This is a genomic window from Mannheimia haemolytica (genome assembly GCA_900638155.1).
In the GTDB taxonomy this organism is placed as follows: Bacteria; Pseudomonadota; Gammaproteobacteria; order Enterobacterales; family Pasteurellaceae; genus Mannheimia; species Mannheimia glucosida.
On sequence record LR134495.1, the window covers coordinates 1,626,974 to 1,647,158 of the forward strand.

Genomic DNA, 20,185 nt, shown 5'->3' on the forward strand with positions numbered 1-20,185 from the left:
AAATGGTGCCTGAGGTCGGACTCGAACCGACACGGTTATTCACCAACGGATTTTGAATCCGTCATGTCTACCAATTTCATCACTCAGGCTAAGAGTGCTTTTTATTCAATCGCCTGTATGTCCTATCAGTTTACGCATAAGATTTTGAATCCGCTGCGTCTACCGATTTCGCCACACTGGCTTAATTTTTGCAAGATTATAGGGAAATATAACCGCTTGCGCAAGCGTAAAAATGCCTTTTAAAATCGGTTGATTTAAAAATCAGCACTCGATTCATTTTTACAAAAATAGTTATGCACATCATCTGTGGATAACTAAGTGAACAACCCTGTTTATAAATATTTAACCTACTGATTTTACTATAAATAATTTTAAAAATTGGTGGCGTTCAAAATTTCCCCTACAAAAAATCCACTACTTGACTTATTATTTTTCCTGTTTTTAGTTGGGTGATAATAGCCTCACCACGTTCAATATTTTCTGTTGAAGTAAGCGTTTTACCGTCTTTAGTTTGGGTAATTGAGTAGCCTCTGGTCAAGATTTTCAATGGGCTAAGTCCATCAAGTTTAGTGCATAACTCTTGAAAATGTTGCTGCTCTTTCAGCATTATTTTTTCGATAGAATAAGCCAAGCGTTGCGACATTTTTGCCACCATCGTTTGTTGCTGATAAAGTTGATAAGGTAGCGGGTTGCGTTCAAACCGTTGCGTAATGTTTTTCCATTTTTGCTGTTTTTTGCTGAGTTGCTGCTCCATTTGCCAATGGAGTTTCAGCTCCAATTGCTTAAGCATTTGGGATTGGCGTTCAATCTGCTTTTGCGGATGTTGGTGAATTAAACGGACATTTAGCTCTTTCCCCACCTGCTTTTTAGCTGCAACAAGTGCATAAATTGCCTGCTCGAGGCGGTATTCCATATAATCAAAACGTTGCTGTTGCGATTGAATTTGTTTGCTTGGATGCTGAGCATTCAGGCGTAAGGTGAGTTGTTGGAAACGGTTAAATTTATGGTTCCAAACTCGATCAAAGGCTAAATTCACTTTATCAAACTGATGTTGTAATTGGCGTTTCAATTCATTTTGATCTCTGCTGACTAATTCCGCAGCAGCCGAAGGCGTTGGTGCGCGCAAATCTGCAACAAAATCAGCAATGGTAACGTCAATTTCGTGTCCAACAGCACTGATAATCGGAATTCGGGAATGATAAATGGCATAAGCGACACTCTCTTCGTTGAAACACCATAAATCCTCTAATGAACCGCCACCTCGCCCGACAATTAATACATCACACTCATTACGACGGTTTGCCAGTTCAATCATATTCACAATGTCTTGAGCCGCTTCTTTACCTTGCACGAGAGCCGGGTAAATAACCACTGATAAGCTCGGATCTCGTCGTTGCAAAATATGTAAAATATCTTGTAATGCGGCTCCGCTTGAGGAGGTAATAATACCAATGGTTTTAACAAAAGTAGGAATTGGCTTTTTATGCTCTTGAGCAAATAAGCCTTGAGCTGAAAGTTTTGCTTTAAGTTGCTCAAATTGTTGTTGCAATAAGCCCTCTCCCGCCGGTTGCATACTTTCAATAATGAGCTGATAGTCACCTCGTGGCTCATAGAGTGTAACACTTGCCCGCACCAGCACCTGCATACCGTTTTGCGGGCGAAAATTCACTCTTACATTTTTCATTTTGAACATCGCACAACGCACTTGTGCTTTGTCATCTTTTAAAGTGAGATACCAATGCCCTGAAACCGGCTGGCTGAAATTGGAGATTTCGCCGGTTAGCCAAATATGGCTTATTTCCATTTCGAGCAAATGGCGGACGGAATAGTTGAGTTGGGTAACAGTTAAAATATTGCTCATAATTATTAAAAGAAAGCATAAAAGTAAATGGGAGTGTAGCTATAAATGAAAGTAAGAGGAAGCTTTTAGAATCAACAAGCGGTTATTTTTTGTAGTTTTTTTGCAAATAAAAAGAAAAACCCTCGATATTCAACTATCGAGGGTTTGAAATGTGGTTGCGGGGGCTGGATTTGAACCAACGACCTTCGGGTTATGAGCCCGACGAGCTACCAAGCTGCTCCACCCCGCGTCTGATGTGGCTATAATATATCAATTTGGCATAATGACAAGTAAAATTATAAAAAATCGCTCCAAGTGCTGCAATTTACAACAGATATAGTATAAAAATACGCTTATTGTTGTAAAAACAATCAAATTATATTCTAGTTTTATTTTGTCGCTATTTTTGCTATTCTTCTGTTTATTTTTTACATTTTCTTTACGATACAAGGATATTCGATGAATTGGAAAGCATATAAAAAAGCTATTGCGGCAGCTAGCGTGGTAGCGATTGCAACGGTATTAGTGGCGTGTTCGTCTTCAGGCCAAAAAGGCAAAACAACCTCTTATGATGCTGAAAAAGCTAAATTTGGAGCAAAATATAATGGTCGTCACTTTATGCCTTATGGCACACATTTTCAAGCTGGACGTTTAGGATTAAATGCCGCTCCTGTTAATCAACGAGACTTTTTACAGCAGCTTTCTAATGTCAGAGCCTATAGTAGCTTGGCAGATTCTTATGCTATCGCTTACGGAAAAATCAGTCGTTGGATCTCATCGGGCGGTAATATTAATGATTTAGCAAAATATGGTATTAGTACTCGTTTAATGCGTGGCGAAGATGGCTATCAGAATGTGTTAATGACAGGGTATTACTCGCCGGTTATCAAAGCCCGTAGAACGCCTCAGGGGCAATACCAACACCCGATTTATGCGATGCCGTCTAGCAAACGTTTTTCACGGGCGGAAATTTACGCAGGAGCATTGCAAGGTCAGGGCTTAGAACTGGCTTATAGTAATTCAATGCTCGATAACTTCTTATTAGGTGTTCAAGGTAGCGGTTACGTTGACTTTGGTGATGGTCGCTTAAACTATTTTGCTTATGCAGGGCAAAATGGCTTTAAATATGCCAGCGTTGGGCGTTTATTAGTAGAAGATGGCGAAATTCCGAAAGAGAAAATGTCAGTACAAGCCATTCGTGATTGGGGGCAACGTAATCCTGGTCGCGTACAGGGCTTATTAGAACGCAATCCATCGTATGTTTTCTTTAAAAACGATCCTACCGGTCAGGTAAAAGGCTCTGCCGGTGTGCCGTTAGTACCGCTTGCCTCTGTTGCATCAGATCGTAGCATTGTGCCATCAGGTAGCGTGTTGTTAGTCGAAATGCCGTTGATTGATAGCAAAGGAAATTGGACCGGCAAACACGAAATGCGTTTAATGGTGGCTCTTGATGTTGGCGGTGCAGTGAAAGGTCATCACTTCGATTTATATCAAGGCATTGGTGATAAAGCCGGGCACGTTGCCGGCTTAATGAAACATTATGGCCGTGTTTGGGTATTAAATTAATACAAGGTAACTATGTTAAAAAAACTATCTGCCATATTCTTACTTCTACCGAGCGCCGTGCTTGCAAATAATTTGCAAAATATAACCGCTTCAACTGAGCCTAAATATAAAATCTCAGAAATAGATGTCAGAATTTTGATACGCCAGCTCAATAATATTGAGCAATGTATCTATCCTGAGTTAGCTAAACCCGGTTACCAGCAAATCTACGCAAATTGGAATCTGGCTGAAAATTTAACGATGCAATATTTTGAATATCAGCTTCTAAAAGAGTTGCTCGGAGAGGAAAATCAGAAACTGATGCAAAATGATAATCCCTCTACAGAGTATTTCCATCTATTGCATTCTCAATTAAATCACCAGAAAGCCAATGTAGATCAAGAAAAATGTGACGCATTCAAGCCTAGATATAAAGAGATTTATCAAAGTATGAAAAATGCCATTACTAAGAAAGGCTAATAACAAAAACTCGCAGTTTTCACTGCGAGTTTCTTTTATCTTTCGTTATGAATTTCTAAATTGGTGGCTTGTTTTGCCGCCTCTGCTTTTGCTTTATCGTTTCGAGATCTTGCTATACTGTCTAAATAACATTTATCTACATCACCTGTAATATATTCTCCTGTAAATACAGAGTCATCAAAGCGATGAATAGTCGGATTTTCCAGTTGAATAGACTTATAAAGTGCTTCAAGGTCTTGGAAAATCAATTTATCCACCCCAATCATCTCTGCCACTTCTTCCACCGAACGATCATAAGCAACTAATTCCTCACAAGTCGGCATATCAATGCCATACACATTCGGATAACGAATTTCCGGTGCGGCAGAAGCAAAATAAACCCGTTTTGCGCCGGCAGCCCGTGCCATTTCCACGATTTGTTCGGAAGTTGTGCCTCGTACAATAGAATCATCAACCAATAACACGCTTTTCCCTTTAAACTCCGAGGCAATCGCATTTAATTTACGGCGAACCGAGCTTTTACGCTGTGCCTGCCCCGGCATAATAAAGGTTCGAGCTACATAGCGGTTTTTAACAAACCCTTGACGATACGGTTTATACAACATATTAGCAATGCGTACCGCAATATCATTTGACGTTTCAGGGATCGGGATCACCACATCAATATCATCGATAATTCGTCCCCATTCACGTTTAATTTTCTCACCCAATAACTCCCCCATATGTACTCGTGCAGAATATACAGAAACGCCATCAATGACGGAATCGGGACGGGCAAAATAGACATATTCAAAAATGCAAGGATTTAATTTTGGATTATCGGCACAGATTTGCGAATGTAGCTGACCGTCAAAGGTAATATAAATCGCCTCACCCGGCAGTACATCTCGCACAAACTCAAAGCCGACCACATCAAGAGCTACACTTTCTGAGGCAAACATATATTCGGTTTTACCCTCGATTTCACGTTTTCCCAACACTAACGGACGAATGCCGAATGGATCACGGAAGGCAACCATACCGTGTCCGATAATCATCGCAATGCAAGCATAAGCACCACGAATGCTATCATTGGTTTTACGAACCGTTTCAAAGATATTATCTGGACTTAAATGCTGAGTGGAATAGAGATCTAAAAAGTAAGCAAAAATATTAAGAAGGGATTCAGAATCGGAATTGGTATTTACGTGACGACGGGCTTCGTTGTATAAACGCTCTTTAAGTTCCGCATTATTGGTTAAATTACCGTTGTGAACTAAGGTAATGCCGAAAGGTGAATTAACATAAAATGGCTGGGCTTCAGACACACTTGAGCTACCTGCTGTTGGGTAGCGAACGTGACCAATTCCAACATTACCTTGTAATCTCACCATATGCTCTTGCTGGAAAACATCGCTGACTAAGCCGTTAGCTTTGCGTAAGCGGAAACGATTTTCATCGTCTATGGTGACGATACCTGCGGCATCTTGTCCTCGGTGTTGAAGTAATGTTAAACCATCATAAATCGCCTGATTTACCGGCGAGTTCCCAATAATACCGACAATGCCGCACATATAGAAAAACCTCTTTATTTAGTCGTGTTTAAAAAACTGGAATTTGCTTGTAACTGTTCAAAGAACCACTTCACAATAAAGTCAAAATGCGGAATTAATAGCGATGATTTCCATAATTCCGTTTGGCTTGCTTGGGTAAAGGTATCTAAGAAAAATAAAATAGCCGACACAATTAAAATACCACGCAATGCCCCAAAAGCACCGCCTAAAATACGGTCGGTGATAGACATTCCGCTCAAATCAATCACTTTGCCTAATAAACCGTTGATCACACCACAAACAATTAAAGTCAAAATGAACAGAATCGCCGCTGCAATACCATTGCGTAAAAATTCTGAATTTTGCAAATAAACCGAATTAATTTGTGTGAGATAACCGCTTAAATAAGGATAAAACGAGCTTGCCACAAAAAAGGCGATTACCCAACCAAGTAGCGATAATGCTTCATTGGTAAAACCTCGCCATAAACTGATAAGCACTGAAAAAGCAATGATTCCGATAACAATTAAATCAACCATAACACACCTTAAAGCGTAAAGCTCTCCTATTCTACAAAAAAAGAAAACGTTTGCGTAGCACTATTTCGCTAAAAATAAGTGCTTTATGCAAATACAAGCGGTTAAATTTGGTAAAAAATTTACACAATCCGACTGCTTGTAAAACCTAGTCTGCAATATAACCAACATCGTCCAACGTTGGATTATTTGCCCCTTGTTTAGCCAGCTCATCGCAAATCTCATTTTCACGATGTCCTGAATGCCCTTTCACCCAACTCCATTCAATTTGGTGGCGTTGAATTTCTTGGTCTAAAGCAACCCATAAATCTTTATTTTTAACTGGCTTTTTATCGCTGGTTTTCCAGTCATTTTTCTTCCAGTTAAAAATCCATTTTTGGATCCCGTTTTTCATATATTGGCTGTCACTATTGAGTTGCACCTTACAAGGCTCTTTTAGCATTGCTAAAGCCTCAATCACCGCCCGCAATTCCATTCGGTTATTGGTGGTTTGAAAATAGCCTTTGCTCACGGTTTTTTCGTACCCGTTATAACGCAGCAAAATACCAATCCCCCCTTTGCCGGGGTTGCCTAAACAAGAACCGTCTGTAAAAATTTCAACTAATTTCATCATCATACTTTGAAAATAAAAGCCCCAAAGCATTAACTTTGGGGCAGCTTTTAGGCTAAATTCTAAAAGTTATCAGAATGGAGATCAACAGATTATTTTTTTCCAAGCTGTGGAATCACGCTATTATTAGCCGCCAATAAACCTGCATCGGTGTAAACTGCTAATTTACCACGGGTATCCACAATATCTAAGTTACGCATTGTTAATTGACCGATACGATCTGCCGGTGTAAACGGCGCATCTTCTACTTTTTCCATACTTAAACGTTCCGCTTCATATGTTAAGTTCGGTGATTCGGTGTTAAGAATAGTAAAATCGTTACCACGACGTAACTCAAGAGTTACTGTACCGGTAATTGCTTTTGCCACCCAACGTTGAGCTGTTTCACGCAACATTAAGGCTTGCGGGTCAAACCAGCGGCCTTGATACAATAAACGCCCTAAACGTAAGCCGTTAATGCGATATTGCTCAATCGTATCTTCGTTATGAATACCGGTAACTAAACGCTCGTAAGCGATGTGTAATAATGCCATTCCCGGTGCTTCATAAATACCACGAGATTTCGCTTCAATAATACGGTTTTCGATTTGGTCTGACATTCCCAAACCGTGACGACCACCAATGCGGTTCGCCTCCATAATTAATTCAACGGCATCATCAATACGTTTACCGTTTAACGCCACCGGCACACCTTCTTCAAAGGTAACAGAAACAGTTTCCGCTTTAATTTCAACTGATTCGTCCCAGAATGCCACGCCCATAATCGGTTTTACGATCTTCATACCGGTGCTTAATTCTTCTAAATCTTTCGCTTCGTGGGTTGCACCTAACATATTAGAGTCTGTAGAGTAGGCTTTTTCCACCGACATTTTATAGTCAAAACCGTTTTCGATTAAGAATTTAGACATTTCCAAGCGACCACCCAATTCATCAATGAACAGTTGGTCTAACCACGGCTTATAAATTTTTAATTTTGGATTGGTTAATAAGCCGTAACGATAGAAACGCTCAATATCGTTACCTTTAAAGGTTGAACCATCGCCCCAGATATTCACATCATCTTCTTTCATTGCCGCAACCAACATTGTGCCGGTTACCGCACGACCAAGTGGCGTGGTGTTGAAATACGGAATACCGCCGGTTGAAATATGGAAAGCACCGCATTGAATTGCGGCAATGCCTTCGTGAGCTAATTGTTGGCGACAGTCGATTAATCGTGCATTTTCAGCCCCATATTCCATCGCTTTTTTCGGAATTGCGTTGTAATCATCTTCATCCGGCTGACCTAAATTTGCGGTGTACGCATAAGGCACTGCCCCTTTTTTACGCATCCATAACAGTGCTGCTGAGGTATCTAAACCGCCTGAAAAGGCGATACCCACTTTCTGCCCTAAAGGTAAAGCTTCTAAAATTGTTGCTGACATACGAATTCCTATAAATTTTGAAAGTAAAAAGATTCAAACGCAAACGCTTACGTTCAAGCAAAATATTCTAGCTGAAAAGTGGTAAAAATTCATCTAAAATTTAGCCCGATGATATGCAAATTTTTTGTGAAATTTGACCGCTTGTAATTTACTGAAAACCTAAAAGCAATAGAGAAAATCAGAATGAAAAAACTACTCGTAATCCGTAATGATAAAATTGGGGACTTTATGGTCTGCTTTCCGGCATTTGCTATGTTAAAGCAATCAATGCCAAATGTGGAAATTACCGCTCTTGTGCCAAGTTATACTGCTCCACTTGCCGAGCTTTGCCCTTCTATTGATAAATTAATTATTGATACCGCGAATAAAAAAGATAAAAATGAATTTAACCGTATTTTACAAGCGGTTAAAAATGAACAGTTCGATGCGGTTATTTGCTTTGTTTCAGACTGGTATAATGCCAAGCTCACGTGGCAAAGTGGGATTAAATACCGCCTCGCTCCGGCAACTAAATTATTCCAATTTTTATATAACCACCGTTTAACTCAACGCCGTTCTCAGTCAGCAAAAGCAGAATCCGAGTATAATTTGGATTTAGCCCGTGCCTTTTTAAGCAAACATAATATACCGATTGTTGAACCGCACACACCATACTTAAGCGTTGAACAGCAAACCGTCCAAGCACAAAAAGCAAAATTATGTGAACAACTCAATATTACCACTGCTAAAAAGTGGGTGTTTGTGCATAGTTCAACCGGTGGTTCGGCAAATAATTTATCAATCGAACAGTATGCAGAGTTAATTCGAGGTATTTTGGCAGAATTTGATTGCTATGTGGTACTGACCGCCGGGAAAGGCGAAAGCGAAAAAGCCCGCCAGTTAGCTCAACAAATCAATCACCACAATGTGGTGGTATATGATAAAAATGAGGGATTACAAGATTTTACGCATTCGCTTGCGTGTGCAGATTTATTTATTGCCGGCTCAACCGGCCCGTTACATATTAGTGGGGCGTTAAATATTCCAACCATCGGTTTCTACCCGAGCCGACTTTCTGCCATTCCACGCCGTTGGAAACCGATTAATGATGCGGATAAACACATTGCATTTTGCCCGCCGTCAGACAAAGCCTCACAAATGAATTTAACCTTAATTTCTATTTCTGAGGCGTTAAAAACCATAGTGCCGTTTATTCGGAGAATGTGGAATACCCCCTCTCTCTGATAAAATTGCTGTATGCAATTTTACCTGTCTCTCTCCCACTAGGGGGAGAGAGTGCTGAAAAGCATTATTTCCGAGTACGATTCCACAAATCCGCATATTTTACGAAAGTAGAATGTGCCGAAAGGACCGCCAATAAAAATCCTTGCTTGCCGTCTAAAAAACCGGCTTTTAATAGATACATTTTCACAAAACAACCAATAGCGTGGGTCACACCATCAAATAAGCTGGCTGTTTTGCCTGCATTTGCCCGTTGGATTGCCCACGCTTTAGCGTAACTTGCCGATTTCACCAAATAGTGATGAATATCTTTATAGGTAAAATGTAGCAAATCGCCTTGTAGTTTTTGGATTTTTGCCTCTTTTGGATAATGCACTTTTTCGTGCACCAATTCATCGCCATATTTGGCAAATTCCGTGCGGTATAATCTCACCACATAATCCGGATACCAACCGGAATGACGGATTTGTTTGCCAAAGACTTCGCTTAAGCGGCTGATTTGATAAACGGTATTTTTTTCATCATTTTTGACCGCTTGTAAAATAGATTGCTTCAGTTCGGCTGTCACTCGCTCATCTGCATCAAGCCAAAGCACATAATCACCGGTTACATATTGTTGAGCTAACTGACGCTGTTTACCAAAGCCTTGCCAATCGGTGTTAGTGTAGAACTTTGCGTTATATTCAGCGGCAATTTGTGGCGTTTCATCGGTACTGCCACTATCTAAAATCACAATTTCATCTACCCAATCTTTTACCGTTTCAAGGCAAGCCCGTAAATCTTGAGCTTCATTTTTAACAATCATTGCAACACTTAATGTCGGCATAGTTTATCCTTCTCTCTTTTTGTCGTGTGTTTTTCTGCTATTCGTTGCATTTTACTTTAAAAATAATGGTTTTTGTGCTATTTTCTACGCCAAATTTTATCAACAAAACAAATTAACGGAAAAAGAATGTCAATTACATTAACAACCAAACAAAAACAATACTTAAAAGGCTTAGCACATCATTTAAGCCCGGTCGTGATGTTGGGAGGTAACGGCTTAACCGAAGGCGTACTGGCTGAAATCGATAACGCCTTAGACCACCACGAACTGATTAAAGTCAAAGTCGCCGGAGCGGATCGTGAAACCAAACAATTAATTGTTGATGCCATTCTACGTGAAACTAAAGCGGCTGAAGTGCAAACCATCGGGCATATTTTAGTGCTTTACCGCCAAAGCGAAGAGAAAAAAATCAGCTTGCCAAAAGCAACTAAAGCGATCTAATTGCAAAAATATGTTTAAATTCAACCGCTTGTATTCAAGCGGTTTTTTATAGGACTTTCTATGTTTAAAAAATTCTCTCTTTATACCCTTGCAATGTTGCTCATTCCTGTGGTGACTTGGCTGGCAAATTGGCACTGGTCTCTGGCTATTCAATACGCTGAATTTGATTTCGACTACTTTTTATATTTAATCACTGAAACCGGCTCTGTGCCCTATGCCATCATCACCTGTGTAGTTTTCGCCTTGTTACTGGCGTGGGTAGTTCGCAAACGCTACTCTTTAATTTTTGTGATTACCGTGTGTGTCGCTTCAATGGTAGCTACTCAAGCAATCAAAACAGCGATGAAATCGACCTTTCAAGAGCCTCGTCCATTTGTCACTGCTCTTTTCCAAGAGAAAACAGACGATTTTTATCAATTAACACGCGAGCAACGTGGGCTTGCCGTAATGGAAAAAATCGGTGCAAATCAAAATTTCGTTACCGCTCACCAAGCCAAAGAAGTGGGCTATTCTTTCCCATCAGGCCACACTATTTTTGCGGTTTCTTGGCTATTATTGGTGGTAGGTTTCTGCCGCAATATGCGAGGACAAGCGGTCGTTTTGGCTCATTTTTTTGCAATCAGTTGGGCAGCGTTAATGCTGATTAGCCGCTTGCGTTTAGGTATGCACTACCCGATTGATTTATTCACCAGTAGTTTAATTGCGTTTCTAACCAATTTGGCATTATTTGTATGGTTCGTGCCTTGGTTGGAAAGAAGAAATCCTTTCAATTTATTTCATAAGAGAGCGTAATTATGGCAATTTATTATGGCTTAGATGTGGGCGGCACAAAAATTGAATTAGCCGCTTTTAATGAAAAACTAGAAAAACTACACAGCGAACGTGTGCCGACACCGCAGACAAATTATCAAGATTGGCTGACAGCAATTAAAACGCTGGTTGAGACTGCCGATACAAAATTTGGCGAAAAAGGCACTGTCGGGCTGGGTATTCCGGGCTTTGTAAACCGTGAAACCGGCATTGCGGAAATTACCAATATTCGAGTGGCTGACGGCAAAACGATTCTGAAAGATTTAGCCGAATGTTTAGGGCGTGAAGTGCGTGCCGAAAACGATGCTAACTGCTTTGCCCTGTCTGAAGCGTGGGACGAAAGTAATAAACCTTATTCAACTGTGTTAGGGCTGATTATAGGCACCGGTTTTGGTGGTGGGTTTGTGTTTGACGGTAAAATTCATTCAGGCAGAATCGGAATGGCGGGCGAAGTCGGGCATATGCAACTTAACTACCACGCGCTCAAATTGCTCGGCTGGGATAAAGCCCCGATTTACGAATGTGGCTGTGGTAACAAAGCCTGTTTAGACACCTATATTTCAGGGCGAGGTTTTGAGCTACTGTTTAATGATTTAGTGGGAGAGAAAGTCTCAGCTAAAGAGATTATCGAGCGTTTCTACCAACAAGAAACCAAAGTAGTGGAATTTGTCGAAAAATATATCGAATTAATGGCAATCAGCATCGGCAACCTGATTACGATTTTAGATCCGGATATGATTGTATTCGGCGGTGGTTTATCCAACTTCGATTATATCTACCAAGCTCTACCAAAAGCGTTACCAAAACATTTAATGCGTTCGGCGAAAGTGCCGGTCATCAAAAAAGCGATTCATGGCGACTCCGGCGGTACACGCGGTGCAGCGGCATTATTTTTAAAATAGACGTTCTTGCTGCCCCCTCTAATAAAAGAAGGGGCTTTTTCTAAGACCGCACAATCAGCTTATCCCCTACTCTGATCACGCCACTGTTTTGTGGTACAAGGTGAATACCGAACACCGGTTTACCTTTTTCATCACAATGTTTTTCTTTTAAAGTTCTAAACGGCTCTGATTTTGGGTCTAATTCTAGTGTGGTTAAATCCCGTGTAATCAAAATGCAGCGGGTGCATAATGCCGCTTTGGTAAATAGCACTTCGCCAATTTGAACTTGTTGCCACTGTTCTTCTTCAAAAGCAGAATTGCCATCAATCACAATATTCGGGCGAAAACGTGCCATTTCGAGTGGAATCGGCGACCAATGCTGCACTTGCTCAAGTGATTTTAGAGACATCAAACTCACTGGGTTGCTATCGGCAAAACTCATTGGGTGCTCGGCAAAATTCGCAACAATGCGTTGGCTTTGCGAGCCAAGCCAACGTAGTTGCACAGCCCTACCAAAAATTTCACTCAGCCATTGATTGACCGCTTCTGCCGCCACTTTGGCATTAAAATGTGTTCCCCATACTTCACTACTCTGCTCTTCCACAAAATCTTGGTAAAGTGCAACGCATTTTTGACCGCTTGTATGGGTGATCATTACCCCTGTCGCAATCGGGAAAGCCGCTAAACGGTATAATTCCGGATCTTTACGGGCAGTAATAAATTTGCCGTTAGGCTCGGTTAGCATAAATTCACGGTCAAAATTTAATCCTTTCGGTTCAACAAATGCCTGTGAAACTTGAATAGCTTGAGTTGATTTTATCGGGTAAATATTGAGTTCGGTAACTTGCATAGAAAATCCTCCATTTGGAAATAGGATAACAATACCTGCAAGCGGTCGAAAAGTAAAAGGAATTTGCAAATCCCTTGTGAGAACGGTAAACTTGAGCAACCTTTACAGCAATAGGTCAGTAGCAATGGCAAAGAAACCCTCTCAAGATTTTGAAAGCACACTTAAAGAATTAGAAGCAATCGTTACCCATTTGGAATCCGGCGATTTACCGCTTGAAGATGCCCTCAACGAATTTGAAACTGCAATCAAATTAGTGCAACAAGGGCAAGAGCGATTACAAAAAGCCGAGCAACGTATTCAAATCTTATTAAATAAAAACGACACAGCCCCACTTAGCGATTACGAAAGAGAATAATCACCATGAGCTATCTATTAGCAACCGATCTGACTCACTTGCAACAACGGATTAACCATTTTCTCGCAGAAAAATTAAACTCGACAGATAGCATTGGTTCGCCTTTAGTAGAAGCAATGACTTATGCTGTATTGCTGGGTGGTAAACGGGTGCGACCGTTTTTAATCTATGCTACCGGCAGAATGCTTGGTGTGCCGTTGGAGAAATTAGATCATAGTGCGGCAGCAATGGAAGCTATTCACGCTTATTCGCTGGTTCACGATGATTTACCGGCAATGGACGATGATACATTACGCCGTGGTAAACCAACCTGCCATATTGCTTTTGACGAAGCCACCGCCATTTTAGCCGGCGATGCGTTACAAAGTTTTGCATTTGAATTGTTGGCAACCGATCCACATTTAACCGACCGAGAAAAAGTGGCTCAAGTGAAGGAATTAGCAACTGCCTCTGGTGCAAAAGGAATGTGCTTGGGGCAAAGTTTGGATTTGATTGCGGAAAATAAAGCGGTGAGCTTGGAAGAGCTTGAATTAATTCATCGTAACAAAACCGGGGCGTTGATCCTGTCATCCGTGATGATGGGATTAAACCTTTCCGAACATTCGCAAAATTTAACTATAAAACAACCGCTTGTAAACTATGCCAAAGCGATTGGCTTAGCCTTTCAGGTGCAAGATGATATTTTAGACGTGGTTGGCGAAACCGATAAAATCGGCAAAACAGTAGGTTCAGATGAACACTTAAATAAAAGCACCTATCCGAAACTGTTAGGCTTAGACGGTGCAAAACAAAAAGCCGAAATGCTTTATCAAACTGCTTTGTATTCGCTGGAACAGTTGCCTTTTGATACCACCGCATTAAAAGAGTTGGCTAATTTTATTGTTAAGCGTGAAAACTAAGAAAAAACCTAGCTGAAGCTAGGTTTTTTTAGTGATTAAACGTGGGGCTTAGCTTCCGGCAATGTGCCTTCAATTTCATATACTACATCGCCGTCTTTGAAGAAAACATAGCCACCGTTTTTCATTTTGGTCCAGTTTTCATTTTTGGTAAGTGGCTGGGTGGTAATAATCGTCACTTTATCGGTAATTTTGGTATATTGGCTAAAATCAATCGACACATCATCATCACGCAATGCTTTACCAAACGGAGCTTTGCGGCAAACATAGTGCAGATTGGTCGTACAACGGGCAATCATCCAATGACCGTTGGATAAAACAAAGTTAAACACCCCGTGTTCTGCAATTCTTGAGGTAATTTGCACCACCGCATTAAAAATTTCTTTCTCGCTCGGCTTAGCCGGGTGCATCTCTTTTAATTCCGACACAATACGGCAAAATGCCGCTTCAGAATCGGTTGTACCAATCGGTTGGTAGTGGCACTCTTCGCAGACGCCTACACCTTCCACTGTGCCGTTATGGGCAAAAACCCAGTTTTCGCCCCATAATTCACGAATAAAGGGGTGGGTATTTTCCAAATTCACATCACCACGTGTAGCTTTACGAATATGTGCAATAACATTGAGCGATTTAATTTGATATTGGCTGATTGCTTCTGCCATCGGCGATGATGCCCCCGGGCGGTTATCACGAAAAACCCGTACCCCTTTGCCTTCAAAAAAGGCAATTCCAAAGCCATCAGTATGGTGATCCGTCAGCCCACCCCGACGGCGAAATCCATCAAAAGAAAAAGTAATATCGGTTGGCGTATTACAATTCATTCCAAGTAATTGACACATAATTTGCTTCTTAAAACCAAATAATTTACAACAAAAAATAATTGTTACATTTAAACAGATTGATTAGAAAATTCAATGCTCTTTACATAAAAATCTTATGCTTTATTTTCATACATTATGCCGTTTAATGGTATTCTTTTTTGAATAGCGATAAGAGAAAAATCAAGCCGGCACAGATGACTACCGAAGGCCCTGCCGGTGTATCTTTCCAACCGGATAACAATAAACCGCCACTGACTGCAATAATACTGAAGAAAATCGCAATCAACACCATTTTTTCAGGCGTTTTAGCAAAGCGTCTTGCCGTGGCAGACGGAATAATCAGTAGTGAGGTAATAATTAACGCTCCGACAAATTTCATACTTAATGCGATGGTTAATGCGGTTAAAATCATCAGCAATAAACGTAAACGAGCCACATTTAAGCCTTCAATTTGAGCAAGTTCCGGGCTGATGGTAATCGACAACAACCGCCTCCAAAACACCATTAAAATCAGACAAATCAAGGCTGCACCAATGCCGATAAACACCACATCAGAAAAATTAATCGCCAGTAAATCGCCGAATAAGTAAGACATCAAATCCACTCGCACATTATCCAACAAACTAATGGTGATCACCCCGAGAGAAAGACTGGTGTGGGCGATAATCCCCAGCACCGTATCCACCGAATAATTGGTTTTTTGCTCCAGCCAAACTAGCAAGAGTGCAAGGATAATAGTCATTCCAATCACGGCAAGATACGGATCGAGTTCTAAAAAAATCCCTAATGCTACGCCGAGCAATGCAGAATGAGAAAGGGTATCGCCGAAATACGCCATTTTTCGCCACACCACAAAAGCCCCTAGAGGTGCGGTGATAAAAGCTAACAAAACGCCGGCAAGCCAGGCAGGAAATAAAATATCAAACATATTGGTTCTCAAAGATATGAAACAAGCGGTCCTTTTTTAAGGAAAATTTGCAAATTTTTTGCTGATTTCGACCGCTTGTCGCACTTATTTATAACGTTGAATCGGGCTGGCTTGATCTTGTGCTTTCAGCCAGGCCATTTTTTCTTTAATCTGTTTTTCCATTCCCCGCTCACTCGGGAAATAGAATTCGGTATCTTTCAACTCAGGCGGGAAATAATTCTCCCCGGCGGCATAAGCGTTTGGCTCATTGTGGGCATAGCGATACTCTTCGCCATAGCCTAAGGATTTCATTAATTGAGTGGGAGCATTACGTAAATGCACCGGCACATCGTAGTCTTTTGCTTCTTTAGCAAGGCGTTTTGCTTCATTGAAGGCTTGATAGACTGCATTACTTTTCGGTGCAACTGCCAAATAAATGATCGCTTGGGCAATCGCTCTTTCACCTTCATAAGCCCCTACTCGGGTAAAGCAATCCCACGCGGCAATCGCAATTTGCATTGCTCGAGGGTCGGCATTACCAATATCTTCAGAGGCAATCGCAAGCAGCCTTCTTGCCACATAAAGCGGATCACCACCGGCAGTTAAAATTCGGGCATACCAGTATAATGCTCCATCGGCTGATGAGCCTCGAATGGATTTGTGTAAAGCAGAAATGAGATCATAGTAACGATCACCGCCCTTATCAAAACGGGCTTGTCGTTCGCCTAACACTTCGGTCAATAGCGTTTTATTTAGAACTTTTCCTTGAGCCGAATCTTGAGCCATATCCACCATTAATTCCAAGCAATTCAAGGCAAAACGGGCATCGCCATTAACATAATCAGCAAGCAATGCCAGTACATCATCTTCAAGCACCAAAGTTTCATTGCCTAAACCACGTTCGGCATCGGCTATCGCCATTTGCAAAATTTTTAAAATTTCGACCGCTTGTAACGGCTTTAAAATATAAATTCTGGCTCGGGAAAGCAGTGCGTTATTCAGCTCAAAAGACGGATTTTCGGTGGTTGCCCCAATAAAAATAATAGTGCCGTCTTCAATATGCGGCAAAAACGCATCTTGCTGACTTTTGTTAAAGCGGTGAACTTCATCCACAAAAAGGAGCGTTCGTCTGCCGGCTTGGCGGTTTAATTTGGCTTGTTCAATCGCTTCTCGGATCTCTTTTACACCGCTGGTCACAGCGGAAATACGTTCCACTTCCGCATCAAGATGATGGGCGATAATTTCAGCTAGGGTCGTTTTTCCGGTGCCGGGTGGCCCCCAAAAAATCATTGAATGGCTATGCCCGGCTTCAATCGCTCTGCGTAACGGTTTGCCTTCACCAATTAAATGAGATTGCCCGACATATTCAGCCAAGTTGCGAGGTCGCATTTTGGCTGCAAGCGGTCGAAAATCCTCACTAAAATCAAAAGACAAACTGCTCATTTCAACCTCTTAGCGTAAACGTAATTGGCGGCGAATATGGCGCATTAATAAGAAAATCCAAGGCCAAAGCACACCACTGATTACAGCACCTAACAATTCCTGTGAATTAAATTCGGCACTGTGTAAAATGTATTCAATCACGAAAATAAAGAAACGGATCAGCACAATATATGCCATTACTAATAGGCTTTGTAGCCATAGCGATAAGTTTCGCAGAATCAGATGGTATTTCGCAACAAAATAAATCGCCACCGATAACACTAAGGCATGGATGCCTAAAATCGAGCCAAGAATCAGATCCCAGACGATACCAGCAACAAAAGCTGTCCCCACACTCATTTTATCAGGTAATGCTAGCGCCCAATAAATTAACACCAAAACGACCCAAGTAGGGCGTAGCCCTTGGAATCCTACCGGCCAAGGCATAATCTCAAGTACAAAGGCGATTACAAAAATCGCAATTATCACTAGGATCTGAAAAATCGGGTTTGTTCTCATTATTCCGCGCCCTCTTCCGTATGATAATTTTGTTCATTTTCCGCTTCTGGTTGTGCTGCCGGATTCTCATTTATCTCATCATTCTCTATTTGTTCTTCTTTTGCCTCTAGCTGCACTTCGGTTTTCTTGTTAGACATCTGTTTTAAACGTTCAAATGGATTCACGCTATTACGTCTTTCTTCAACAACTTCACGTACTTGCGCTGGCGACAAGCTTTGGGAGTAGTTTTTCTCTTCCGCTGTCGGCCAAAGCAGTAATAAGTAACGTAAGCGATCAAATGAGGCTAACGGACGAGCAACAATTCTGGCAAATTGACTTTTGGTATCATTTTCAACCGTTTCTACAATCGCCACTGGATATCCCTCAGGGAAACGCCCCCCTAAGCCAGAGGTAACCAGCACATCACCTTTTACCACATCAATAGAACGAGGCAAGTTATCAATGACTAATTCATTATTCACCCCTGTACCACTGGCAATGCCGCGTACATCATTGCGTAGCACTTGAACAGGAATAGCATGAGTAATATCAGAGAGCAATAAAACACGGCTAGATTTTTCCCCTACAGAAATAACTTGTCCAACAACACCTCTTTCATCAATAATAGGTTGCCCGACAAAAGCACCGTCTAAACGCCCTTGATTAATCACTACTTGCTGACGATAAGCATCCATCTCAGCAGCTAATACTTCAGCAATTTTTTTATACTCATCTTGGCGAAGCGGAGAACTCAATAACAATCTTAAACGCTGATTTTCAACCTTTAGCTGATCAAGCAATAATAAATCGGCACTTTTTTCTCTCAGCTGCTCTTTTAATAAATTATTCTCAAGCTGTAATTTATTATTATCAATAAAATTGCCACTTACCCCATCTAAAATTGAACGGGGTGTATTAGCAAAATAATATAATCCACTTACTGCGGTTTCCAATAGATTACGCGCTTGAATCATTAAAGAACTACGCCCATCGGAAATAATCAGCATAATAGAAAATATCACTGCGATAATCAGGCGCATCCCTAAAGAAGGGGCTTTAGCAAAAATAGGTTTCATTAGAGAAATATATGTGAATTTATTGGGAATCTATAACGAAAATTGACAATAGAATCAATCCATTGCCAACTTCCATTTAAACAGCTGCTAAGGGAAATGTATTAATCATCAATACTAAATACATCACCACCGTGCATATCGATCATTTCTAATGCTTTACCACCACCACGAGCTACACAAGTTAATGGATCTTCTGCTACTACGACTTGCACGCCAGTTGAATCAGAAAGTAAACGATCTAAATTATGTAATAATGCACCACCTCCTGTTAACACCATACCGCGCTCAAAAATGTCTGCTGCCAATTCAGGTGGGCATTGCTCTAAGACTGATTTAACTGCCTCTACAATACCATTTAATGGTTGTTCAATTGCTTCTAATACATGTCTTGAGTTAAGCTCGAAAGTACGAGGAGCGCCTTCAGCTAAATTGTGTCCGTGTACTTCCATTGTTTTAACATCATCATCGGATTCAATCTTAGCACTAGCAATTTCTTGTTTAATTCGCTCTGCCGTTGCTTCACCAATAGCAGAACCAAAATGACGACGTACATAAGCAATAATAGCTTCATCTAACTTATCACCACCAATACGCACAGAAGTCGAATACACAATGCCGTTTAAAGAAAGCACTGCCACTTCGGTTGTACCACCACCAATGTCAATTACCATTGACCCCATTGCTTCGTGAACCGGCAAACCTGCACCGATTGCAGCCGCCATTGGCTCTTCAATTAAATAGACTTCACGCGCTCCTGCTCCAATTGCAGATTCTTTAATTGCACGGCGTTCCACTTGTGTTGCACCTGCTGGCACGCACACTAATACACGAGGGCTTGGGCGCATAAAGTTATTACTATGTACTTGTTTAATAAAGTGTTGCAACATTTTTTCTGTTACAAAAAAATCCGCAATGACACCATCTTTCATTGGACGAATCGCCATTATGCTTTTTGGTGTACGGCCTAGCATTAATTTTGCATGTGAGCCTACCGCCGCAATACTTTTTAGCGATCCCATACGATCTTGACGTACAGCAACCACTGAGGGTTCATCTAGCACAATACCTTGCCCTTTAACATAAACCAGTGTATTTGCTGTCCCGAGATCGATAGAAAGATCGTTTGAAAATAATCCTAAAAATTTTTTAAACATAAAAGAATCCGTTAAAATAAAATTATTCAAAAATAAGCACTTTTTATAGTGCAAACATTG

The 20,185-nt window shown here is 41.0% G+C and carries 21 protein-coding genes and 2 tRNA genes; 8 read left to right on the forward strand and 15 right to left on the reverse strand.

Features of this window, described 5'->3' with window-relative positions; genetic code table 11:
* Nucleotides 1–3: 3 nt before the first annotated feature.
* The 3 genes from EL242_RS08025 to EL242_RS08035 form a co-directional block, all read right to left on the reverse strand.
* Nucleotides 4–89, reverse strand: a tRNA-Leu gene (locus tag EL242_RS08025).
* A 311-nt stretch (nucleotides 90–400) separates the two neighbouring features.
* Nucleotides 401–1,861: an exodeoxyribonuclease VII large subunit gene (xseA, locus tag EL242_RS08030; protein ID WP_126302162.1), complete on the reverse strand. Its 1,461-nt coding sequence runs from the start codon at nucleotides 1,859–1,861 to the stop codon at nucleotides 401–403.
* Between the two features lie 152 nt (nucleotides 1,862–2,013).
* A tRNA-Met gene (locus tag EL242_RS08035) sits at nucleotides 2,014–2,090 on the reverse strand.
* A gap of 209 nt (nucleotides 2,091–2,299) precedes the next feature.
* On the opposite strand from EL242_RS08035, the gene mltA reads away from it, so the two are divergent.
* Nucleotides 2,300–3,406, forward strand: coding sequence for a murein transglycosylase A (gene mltA, locus EL242_RS08040; RefSeq protein ID WP_126302163.1), 1,107 nt, complete (start codon nucleotides 2,300–2,302; stop codon nucleotides 3,404–3,406).
* A 12-nt stretch (nucleotides 3,407–3,418) separates the two neighbouring features.
* The gene (locus tag EL242_RS08045) at nucleotides 3,419–3,865 is read left to right on the forward strand and encodes a DUF5358 family protein (RefSeq protein WP_126302164.1); all 447 of its coding nucleotides are present in this window, start codon (nucleotides 3,419–3,421) and stop codon (nucleotides 3,863–3,865) included.
* Nucleotides 3,866–3,900: 35 nt separating this feature from the next.
* Here EL242_RS08045 and purF read toward each other — a convergent pair whose 3' ends face one another.
* From purF to argG, 4 genes are all read right to left on the reverse strand, one after another.
* Complete coding sequence (gene purF, locus EL242_RS08050) at nucleotides 3,901–5,418, reverse strand: amidophosphoribosyltransferase (RefSeq protein ID WP_126302165.1); 1,518 nt, start codon at nucleotides 5,416–5,418, stop codon at nucleotides 3,901–3,903.
* A 14-nt stretch (nucleotides 5,419–5,432) separates the two neighbouring features.
* Complete coding sequence (locus EL242_RS08055; protein WP_006248845.1) at nucleotides 5,433–5,936, reverse strand: CvpA family protein; 504 nt, start codon at nucleotides 5,934–5,936, stop codon at nucleotides 5,433–5,435.
* 145 nt (nucleotides 5,937–6,081) lie between these two features.
* Nucleotides 6,082–6,543: a ribonuclease HI gene (gene rnhA / locus EL242_RS08060; protein WP_031192856.1), complete on the reverse strand. Its 462-nt coding sequence runs from the start codon at nucleotides 6,541–6,543 to the stop codon at nucleotides 6,082–6,084.
* A 92-nt stretch (nucleotides 6,544–6,635) separates the two neighbouring features.
* A complete protein-coding gene (argG, locus tag EL242_RS08065) occupies nucleotides 6,636–7,967 on the reverse strand; it encodes an argininosuccinate synthase (RefSeq protein WP_006248842.1) in 1,332 nt (443 codons plus the stop codon).
* 183 nt (nucleotides 7,968–8,150) lie between these two features.
* Here argG and EL242_RS08070 point away from each other — a divergent pair, with 183 nt between their 5' ends.
* Nucleotides 8,151–9,191 (forward strand): glycosyltransferase family 9 protein, encoded by a 1,041-nt coding sequence (locus tag EL242_RS08070; RefSeq protein WP_126302166.1) that lies wholly within the window; start codon nucleotides 8,151–8,153, stop codon nucleotides 9,189–9,191.
* 64 nt (nucleotides 9,192–9,255) lie between these two features.
* Here EL242_RS08070 and EL242_RS08075 read toward each other — a convergent pair whose 3' ends face one another.
* Nucleotides 9,256–10,014 carry a glycosyltransferase family 2 protein gene (locus EL242_RS08075; RefSeq protein ID WP_126302167.1) on the reverse strand — a complete coding sequence of 253 codons (759 nt, stop codon included), beginning with the start codon at nucleotides 10,012–10,014 and terminating at the stop codon, nucleotides 9,256–9,258.
* Between the two features lie 126 nt (nucleotides 10,015–10,140).
* Between EL242_RS08075 and yhbY the strand changes: the two genes are divergently transcribed.
* Genes yhbY through nagK form a run of 3 tightly spaced genes read left to right on the forward strand, consistent with a single transcriptional unit; the run spans nucleotide 10,141 to nucleotide 12,167 of the window.
* A complete protein-coding gene (gene yhbY, locus EL242_RS08080) occupies nucleotides 10,141–10,455 on the forward strand; it encodes a ribosome assembly RNA-binding protein YhbY (protein WP_126302168.1) in 315 nt (104 codons plus the stop codon).
* Between the two features lie 60 nt (nucleotides 10,456–10,515).
* Nucleotides 10,516–11,247: a phosphatase PAP2 family protein gene (locus EL242_RS08085; protein ID WP_126302169.1), complete on the forward strand. Its 732-nt coding sequence runs from the start codon at nucleotides 10,516–10,518 to the stop codon at nucleotides 11,245–11,247.
* Between the two features lie 2 nt (nucleotides 11,248–11,249).
* Nucleotides 11,250–12,167: an N-acetylglucosamine kinase gene (gene nagK / locus EL242_RS08090; RefSeq protein ID WP_126302170.1), complete on the forward strand. Its 918-nt coding sequence runs from the start codon at nucleotides 11,250–11,252 to the stop codon at nucleotides 12,165–12,167.
* A gap of 40 nt (nucleotides 12,168–12,207) precedes the next feature.
* Here the strand turns inward: nagK and EL242_RS08095 are convergent, their stop codons facing one another.
* Entirely contained in the window at nucleotides 12,208–12,996 is a 789-nt protein-coding gene (locus tag EL242_RS08095) for an MOSC domain-containing protein (RefSeq protein WP_126302171.1), read from the reverse strand.
* Nucleotides 12,997–13,120: 124 nt separating this feature from the next.
* Between EL242_RS08095 and xseB the strand changes: the two genes are divergently transcribed.
* Together xseB and ispA are read left to right on the forward strand one after the other, a co-directional pair.
* Nucleotides 13,121–13,351, forward strand: coding sequence for an exodeoxyribonuclease VII small subunit (xseB, locus tag EL242_RS08100; RefSeq protein ID WP_126302172.1), 231 nt, complete (start codon nucleotides 13,121–13,123; stop codon nucleotides 13,349–13,351).
* 5 nt (nucleotides 13,352–13,356) lie between these two features.
* On the forward strand, nucleotides 13,357–14,250 hold the full coding sequence (ispA, locus tag EL242_RS08105) for a (2E,6E)-farnesyl diphosphate synthase (RefSeq protein ID WP_126302173.1): 894 nt from the start codon (nucleotides 13,357–13,359) through the stop codon (nucleotides 14,248–14,250).
* 35 nt (nucleotides 14,251–14,285) lie between these two features.
* On the opposite strand, the gene EL242_RS08110 is transcribed toward ispA, so the two are convergent.
* From EL242_RS08110 to EL242_RS08135, 6 genes are all read right to left on the reverse strand, one after another.
* Entirely contained in the window at nucleotides 14,286–15,086 is an 801-nt protein-coding gene (locus EL242_RS08110; protein WP_126302174.1) for a class II glutamine amidotransferase, read from the reverse strand.
* 124 nt (nucleotides 15,087–15,210) lie between these two features.
* Entirely contained in the window at nucleotides 15,211–15,996 is a 786-nt protein-coding gene (gene znuB / locus EL242_RS08115) for a zinc ABC transporter permease subunit ZnuB (protein WP_126302175.1), read from the reverse strand.
* An 84-nt stretch (nucleotides 15,997–16,080) separates the two neighbouring features.
* Nucleotides 16,081–17,418: a replication-associated recombination protein A gene (locus EL242_RS08120; protein WP_126302176.1), complete on the reverse strand. Its 1,338-nt coding sequence runs from the start codon at nucleotides 17,416–17,418 to the stop codon at nucleotides 16,081–16,083.
* Between the two features lie 9 nt (nucleotides 17,419–17,427).
* Nucleotides 17,428–17,916 (reverse strand): rod shape-determining protein MreD, encoded by a 489-nt coding sequence (gene mreD / locus EL242_RS08125; RefSeq protein WP_126302177.1) that lies wholly within the window; start codon nucleotides 17,914–17,916, stop codon nucleotides 17,428–17,430.
* Complete coding sequence (gene mreC / locus EL242_RS08130; protein WP_006248956.1) at nucleotides 17,916–18,971, reverse strand: rod shape-determining protein MreC; 1,056 nt, start codon at nucleotides 18,969–18,971, stop codon at nucleotides 17,916–17,918. The genes mreD and mreC overlap by 1 nt, the downstream gene beginning before the upstream one ends.
* 101 nt (nucleotides 18,972–19,072) lie before the next feature.
* Entirely contained in the window at nucleotides 19,073–20,125 is a 1,053-nt protein-coding gene (locus EL242_RS08135) for a rod shape-determining protein (protein WP_006248955.1), read from the reverse strand.
* Nucleotides 20,126–20,185: the final 60 nt, after the last annotated feature.